Here is a 6,161-nt window from a genome sequence, read left to right as displayed (position 1 = left end):
CGGCTGACGGCGTGGGGCGGCGGACGGCCGTCCGCCGCCCCACGCCGTCAGCCGGTCAGCCGTAGTTGCGGCCGGCCCGGGCCGGCCGCGCTCCCACGGAGGACCGGGCCGGGGCCGGCACCCCCGCGGGTGCCGGCCCCGCCCCGTCCGCCGTCAGGAAGCCGTGCCGGGCAGGCTCCCGCGGACCTCGCGGGCCGCGGCGACCAGGTTCTCCAGGGCGGCCCGCACCTCGGGCCAGCCGCGGGTCTTCAGACCGCAGTCGGGGTTGACCCACAGCCGCTCGGCCGGGATGGCCTCAAGTCCTTTGTGCAGCAAGGCCGTTGCCTCGTTCACGCCCGGTACGCGCGGCGAGTGGATGTCATAGACACCGGGACCCACCTCGCGCGGATACCCCGCCGTGGCGAGCTCCCCGGCGACCTGCATATGGGAGCGGGCCGCCTCCAGACTGATGACATCGGCGTCGAGATCGTCGATGGCCCGCAGGATGTCGCCGAACTCCGCGTAGCACATATGCGTATGGATCTGGGTGTCCGGCCGGACCCCGCCGGTGGTGAGGCGGAACGCCTCGGTGGCCCAGGCCAGATACGCGGCGTGGCCGGCGGCGCGCAGGGGCAGGGTCTCGCGCAGCGCGGGCTCGTCGACCTGGATGACCGACATTCCCGCCGCCTCCAGGTCACGCACCTCGTCGCGCAGCGCGAGGGCCACCTGCCGGGCGGTCTCGCCGAGCGGTTGGTCGTCGCGGACGAAGGACCAGGCGAGCATGGTGACCGGGCCGGTGAGCATGCCCTTGACGGGGCGGTCGGTGAGCGACTGGGCGTACGTCGTCCAGCGGACCGTCATCGGCCCGGGGCGGGAGATGTCCCCGGCCAGGACCGGCGGGCGGACGTAGCGGGTGCCGTAGGACTGCACCCAGCCGTGCCGGGTGGCGAGGTAGCCGGTGAGCTGTTCGGCGAAGTACTGCACCATGTCGTTGCGCTCCGGCTCACCGTGCACCAGGACATCGAGGCCGGCCTTCTCCTGGAAGGCCAGGACTTCGCGGATCTCGGCCGCGATGCGCTCCTCGTAGCCCGCGGCCGTGATCCGTCCGGTCCGCAGGTCGGCGCGGGCGGTGCGCAGTTCGGCGGTCTGCGGGAACGAGCCGATGGTGGTGGTCGGCAGCAGCGGCAGCCCGAGGTGCGCGCGCTGGGCGGCGGTCCGCCCGTCGTACGGCTGCGAACGGCGGCCGTCGGCGTCGGTGACGGCCGCGGCCCGGGCGCGCACGGCCGGGTCGTGGGTGAGGGCGGAATGTGCCCGGGAGGCCAGGTCGGCGCGGTTGGCGGCGAGTTCGGCGGCGATGGCGCCGGTGCCCCGCGCCAGACCGCGCGCCAGCGTCACGACCTCCGCGGTCTTCTGCCGGGCGAAGGCCAGCCAGCGGGCGATCTGCGGGTCGATATCGCGCTCGGCGGCGGCGTCCAGCGGGACGTGCAGCAGGGAGCAGGAGGTCGACACATCGACCCGTTCGGCCAGGCCGAGGAGCGTGCCCAGCGTGGCCAGCGACTTCTCGAAGTCGTTGATCCACACATTGCGGCCGTCGACGACACCGGCGACCAGCCGCTTGCCGGGCAGTCCGCCGACCGCCGCCAGGTCCCCGAGGTTGCCGGCCGCGGCGCCGGTGAAGTCCAGCGCCAGCCCCTCGACGGGCGCCTTCGCCAGCACCGGCAGCGCCTCGCCCAGCCGGTCGAAGTACGAGGCGACCAGCAGCTGAGGGCGGTCGGAGAGGACGCCGAGATCGCGGTAGGCGCGGGCCGCGGCGTTCAGCACGGCGGGGGAGCGGTCCTGCACCAGCGACGGCTCGTCCAGCTGTACCCAGTCGGCGCCGGCCGCCCGCAGATCGGCAAGGACCTCGGCGTAGACGGGCAGCAGCCGGTCGAGCAGCGTCAGCGGATCAAAACCGGCCGCCACACCGGGCGCGGGCTTGGCCAGCAGCAGGTAGGTGACCGGCCCTACGAGGACCGGGCGGGCGGCCGGAGCGAGAGCCAGTGCCTCGGTCAGCTCGGCGACCTGCTTGCCGGAGTCCGCGGCGAAGACCGTGTCAGGGCTCAACTCCGGCACCAGATAGTGGTAGTTGGTGTCGAACCACTTGGTCATCTCCAGCGGCGCCACCTTCTGGGTGCCGCGGGCCATCGCGAAGTAGCCGTCGAGGGCGTCGCCGGCGACCGCGGCGCGGTGGCGGTCCGGGACAGCCCCCACCATGACGCTGGTGTCCAGCACATGGTCGTAGTACGAGAAGTCGCCGGTCGGCACCTCGTGGACACCGGCCTCGGCGAGCTGCCGCCAATTGGCGCGGCGCAGTTCGGCGGCGGTGGCGCGCAGGGCGTCGGCGCCGGCGCGGCCCTTCCAGTAGCCCTCGACGGCCTTCTTGAGTTCACGGTTCGGCCCCTGACGGGGGTAGCCGTGCAGGGTGGCGCGTGCTGCCGCGGCTGCGGATGCGCTGGTCACGGAACTCTCCTTCGCGAGTATGTCTCCATGGACCCCGGGACGGGTCAAGGACGCGAAGGAACGGCAATCCGGACGGGCCCCGGCGCAAACAAGCCGGACGTACCCGTCTGATGTCCGCCGACCCGCCCTCGAGGTCACCGAGATCTCCCCGCGCACCGGTCGCACGGGGGCACTGGCAGGTCTTCGGACTCGCGGGCACATCCGCCAAGGCGGACATCTACTGGCCGTCGCTTCCCAGACCCGGCCCGGGCCCAGTGCGTATGACGGCGGTCGTTCCCACTCACCGCTGCGGGGCAGTCCCGGAATTCCACCGGGTTCCCTCTTGCGACGCGCCTGCCTGGCGGACAGGGCGAACCAGTTGCCCGGCCCACCCTAGGGCATGGCTTCCCTGGGGAGGTCTCCCCAAGGAATGTCCCCCAAGGCATATCTCCGGGGGCATGCCGTCGACGCCCGCGCCGCTCGCGCCACCGACGCCCGCGCGGTTCGCGCCACCGACGAGGCCGGAACCGGACCCCGACGACCGGCCGCGCCTTGCCTTGGAGGGCGCTCCAGCTCCTAGCGTGAGCGCACCACCGGCGAGCTGCACCGATCGAAGGGAACCACGTGCGCTACACACTGTTCGGCAGGACCGGTCTACGGGTGAGCGAGCTGAGCCTGGGCGCCATGACCGTTGGCGAGGACTGGGGCTGGGGCGCTCCCAAGGACACCAGCGGCCGGATCCTGGACGCCTACGCGGAAGCGGGCGGCAACTTCATCGACACCGCCAACAACTACACCGACGGCGCCTCGGAGCGGATCCTGGGGGAACTGCTCGAAGGCCGCCGGGACCGCTTCGTGCTGGCGAGCAAATACACCTGCGCGACCCGCAAGGGCGATGTGAACGCGGCGGGCAATCACCGCAAGAACCTGGTCCGGTCGGTGGAGGAGAGCCTGGAGCGGCTGCGCACCGACCACCTCGACGTGCTGTGGGTGCACGCACGGGACAACTTCACGCCCGTGGAGGAGGTGATGCGGGCGCTCGACGACCTGGTGCGCTCGGGAAAGGTGCTCTACCTCGGCGTTTCCGACTGGCCCGCCTGGGAGATCGCGCAGGCGAACACCCTGGCCGAGCTGCGCGGCTGGACCGCGTTCGCCGGCTCGCAGCTGCGCTACAACCTGCTGGAGCGGACGCCGGAGCGCGAACTGCTGCCGCAGGCTCGCGCCTTCGACCTGGCGGTGCTGGCCTGGGCGCCGCTCGCGGCCGGGCGGCTCACCGGCAAGTACCGCCGCGGGGAGACCGGCCGGCTGGATGTCGTCGGCGAGACGGACCGGTCCGACCACCACACCGAGGAGACCGTCACCGCGGTGTTGGAGATCGCCGAGCAGGGCGGCTGGAGCCCGGCGCAGGTGGCGCTGGCGTGGCTGCGCGGCCGGCCCGGCAACATCATCCCGATCATCGCCGCCACCAAGGAGAGCCAGCTTCTCGACAACCTCGCCGCGGTGGATGTCACGCTGGACGCCGACGCGCAGGCGCGGCTCGACCGGTGCAGCGCGGTACCGCTGGGCTTCCCGCACGACTTCCTGCGGGAGCCGGGCATCACCGAGAACGTCTACGGCGACCGCTGGACCGAGATCGACGACCGCCGCTCGACCTACCGCCGTACGACGAGCGAGATCCGCTGACCGGCACGGCCACGGCCACGGCCACGGCCACCGGCACGGCCACGGCCACGGCCACGGCCACGGCCCCGGCCACCGGCCCGCCGTGCACGGTACGGCGGCGCCCGGCCGCCCGGTACGCCGAACGCCGCCGCCCGGATGGCCGGGCGGCGGCGTCTGAGGTCTATTGAGGTGGGTGCGGCCCGACGGGACCGGGCCGGCCGGACCGAAGGCCCAGGGGGACACCCCCGGACCGAAGGCCCAGCGGGAGGCACCGCCGGCCCACCGTCCGCCGCTTCGGCTACGGCCGCCCACCGAGAGGCTTGGAGAAGCCGTGGCACCAGACCACTCCGTACCGCACCACGGGCGGGCGTCCGGCCGCGGGCGGTCCGGCCGGGCCGCCCGCGGTGTCGCACGGCTGCTGGCGGCGGCCGGCCTGGCACTGGACGCCTATGTCCACGCCCGGCTCGCCGGCCGCTACGACGGGGTCACGGCAACCATCAGCCAGGGTCTGCTCTTCCGTATCGAGGCCGCGCTGGCCGCGCTCGCCGCCGTGCTCGTGCTGGTCTGGCGCCGGCCGGCCGGCGACACCTTCGCCTGGCTCGTCGCGACCGGCGGACTCGCGCTGCTGCTCCTCTACACCTACGTGGACATCGGCGCGCCGGGACCGCTGCCTGACATGTACGAACCGGGCTGGAGCGCCGACAAGAAGCTGGCGGCCCTGGCCCAGGCCGTCGCCGTCCTGGCCACCGTCTTCCTGCTGCTCACCCGCCCCCGCGGCCTTGCCAGGCAGCGCAGATGACCGGCGGAACGCCGGGCGCCCGGGTCAGTGCTGCAGGGCGCTGCGCTGCTGCCACTGCGTCCAGCTCTCCTGCCAGACCTCCAGGCCGTTACCGACGTCGGTCTTGTTGGTGTTGCTGGTGCCCTTCACCTCGACGGTGGAGCCGATCGGCAGGAAGTCGTAGATCTTCTTGGCGTCCGAGGTGGTCATACCGAAGCAGCCGTGACTGTTGTTGACCGTGCCGATCGACTTGTTCCACGGGGCGGAGTGCAGGAAGGTCCCGGACGCGGTGAGGTGGGTGACCCACTTGGAGGGCAGCTTCCACTCGTCCCCGTGGCCGATGGTGGCGGAGTCCATCGTCTCGGCCGCGTTCTTGCTGCGTACGGTGTGCACACCGCCGCGGGTCGGGTCCTGCGGGGAGCCCGCGGAGCCGGTGATGGTGCCGACGCTCTTGCCGTTCTCGTACATGGTCAGCGTGTGCGAGGGCACATCGATGACGGCCTTGTGATCGGCGCCGATGCGGAAGCCGAAGTTGTAGTCACGGGCGAACCAGCCGCCGTCGTCACCGGAGTTGATCCCGGACAGTGCGCCCTTGACGGAGACCTTGGTGCCGGACGGCCAGTAGTCCTTGGGACGCCAGTCGATCCGGTCCTTGCCGGAGTAGTCCTTGACCCAGCCCCAGGCACCCTCGACCTTCGGCTGGGTGGTGACCTTCAGCGCCTTCTCGATCTCGGCGCGCCGGTCCTTCGCCACCGGGTGGTCGAAGAGGATCGATATCGGCATTCCGGTGCCCACGGTCTGCCCGCCGCCGGGGGTGTTGGTGAGCTTGTTGACCTTGCCGGCCTGCTCCGTGGTGAATTCCGAGGTGGCGGCGGATTCCTTGCCCTGCGCCGACTTCGTCCTCGTCCGCACGGTGTAGGTGGTCATCGGCTTGACCTTGCCGTCCGACTTCCATGACGTGCCATCACCGGCGATCTGCCCGGTGACCGTGCCGCCCTTGTCGTCCTTGACCTCGACCGAGACGAGCTTTCCGTCGTCGGCCCGCACGGATATCCCCGAGCCGAGCTTGACCGACTTGCTTCCGGCGGCCGGGGTGACGGTCACCTTCGCCGCAGGCTGGTCCGCCTTCGGCGCATCGGCACCCGGCCCGCACGCGGTCAACAGAGTCCCCGCCGCTATCAGGGCGGGTATCAACCGTACGGAGTGGCGGCGTGATCCGGCGTACACGGGGGTCCTTCCCAAGCAGAACAACTGACAGTGGCGG

The 6,161-nt window shown here is 72.0% G+C and carries 4 protein-coding genes and 1 riboswitch; of the genes, 2 read left to right on the top strand and 2 right to left on the bottom strand.

Going from position 1 to position 6,161, the window contains the following annotated elements; genetic code table 11:
• Nucleotides 1-153: 153 nt before the first annotated feature.
• Nucleotides 154-2,478 (bottom strand): 5-methyltetrahydropteroyltriglutamate--homocysteine S-methyltransferase, encoded by a 2,325-nt coding sequence (gene metE, locus ACGFR7_RS24230; RefSeq protein ID WP_393322876.1) that lies wholly within the window; start codon nt 2,476-2,478, stop codon nt 154-156.
• 171 nt (nt 2,479-2,649) lie between these two features.
• Nucleotides 2,650-2,837, bottom strand: a riboswitch (cobalamin riboswitch).
• A gap of 244 nt (nt 2,838-3,081) precedes the next feature.
• Here metE and ACGFR7_RS24225 point away from each other — a divergent pair.
• The gene (locus ACGFR7_RS24225) at nt 3,082-4,140 is read left to right on the top strand and encodes an aldo/keto reductase (protein WP_393322873.1); all 1,059 of its coding nucleotides are present in this window, start codon (nt 3,082-3,084) and stop codon (nt 4,138-4,140) included.
• Between the two features lie 310 nt (nt 4,141-4,450).
• Nucleotides 4,451-4,918, top strand: coding sequence for a hypothetical protein (locus ACGFR7_RS24220; protein WP_393322870.1), 468 nt, complete (start codon nt 4,451-4,453; stop codon nt 4,916-4,918).
• A gap of 24 nt (nt 4,919-4,942) precedes the next feature.
• Here ACGFR7_RS24220 and ACGFR7_RS24215 read toward each other — a convergent pair whose 3' ends face one another.
• On the bottom strand, nt 4,943-6,124 hold the full coding sequence (locus tag ACGFR7_RS24215) for an Ig-like domain-containing protein (RefSeq protein WP_393322867.1): 1,182 nt from the start codon (nt 6,122-6,124) through the stop codon (nt 4,943-4,945).
• Nucleotides 6,125-6,161: the final 37 nt, after the last annotated feature.

Origin of the sequence: Streptomyces sp. NPDC048516 (assembly GCF_043199875.1) — a bacterium.
Taxonomy (GTDB): Bacteria; Actinomycetota; Actinomycetes; order Streptomycetales; family Streptomycetaceae; genus Streptomyces.
Note: the sequence above shows the minus strand (reverse complement) of the source record. Positions and strands in the feature narration are given on the sequence as shown.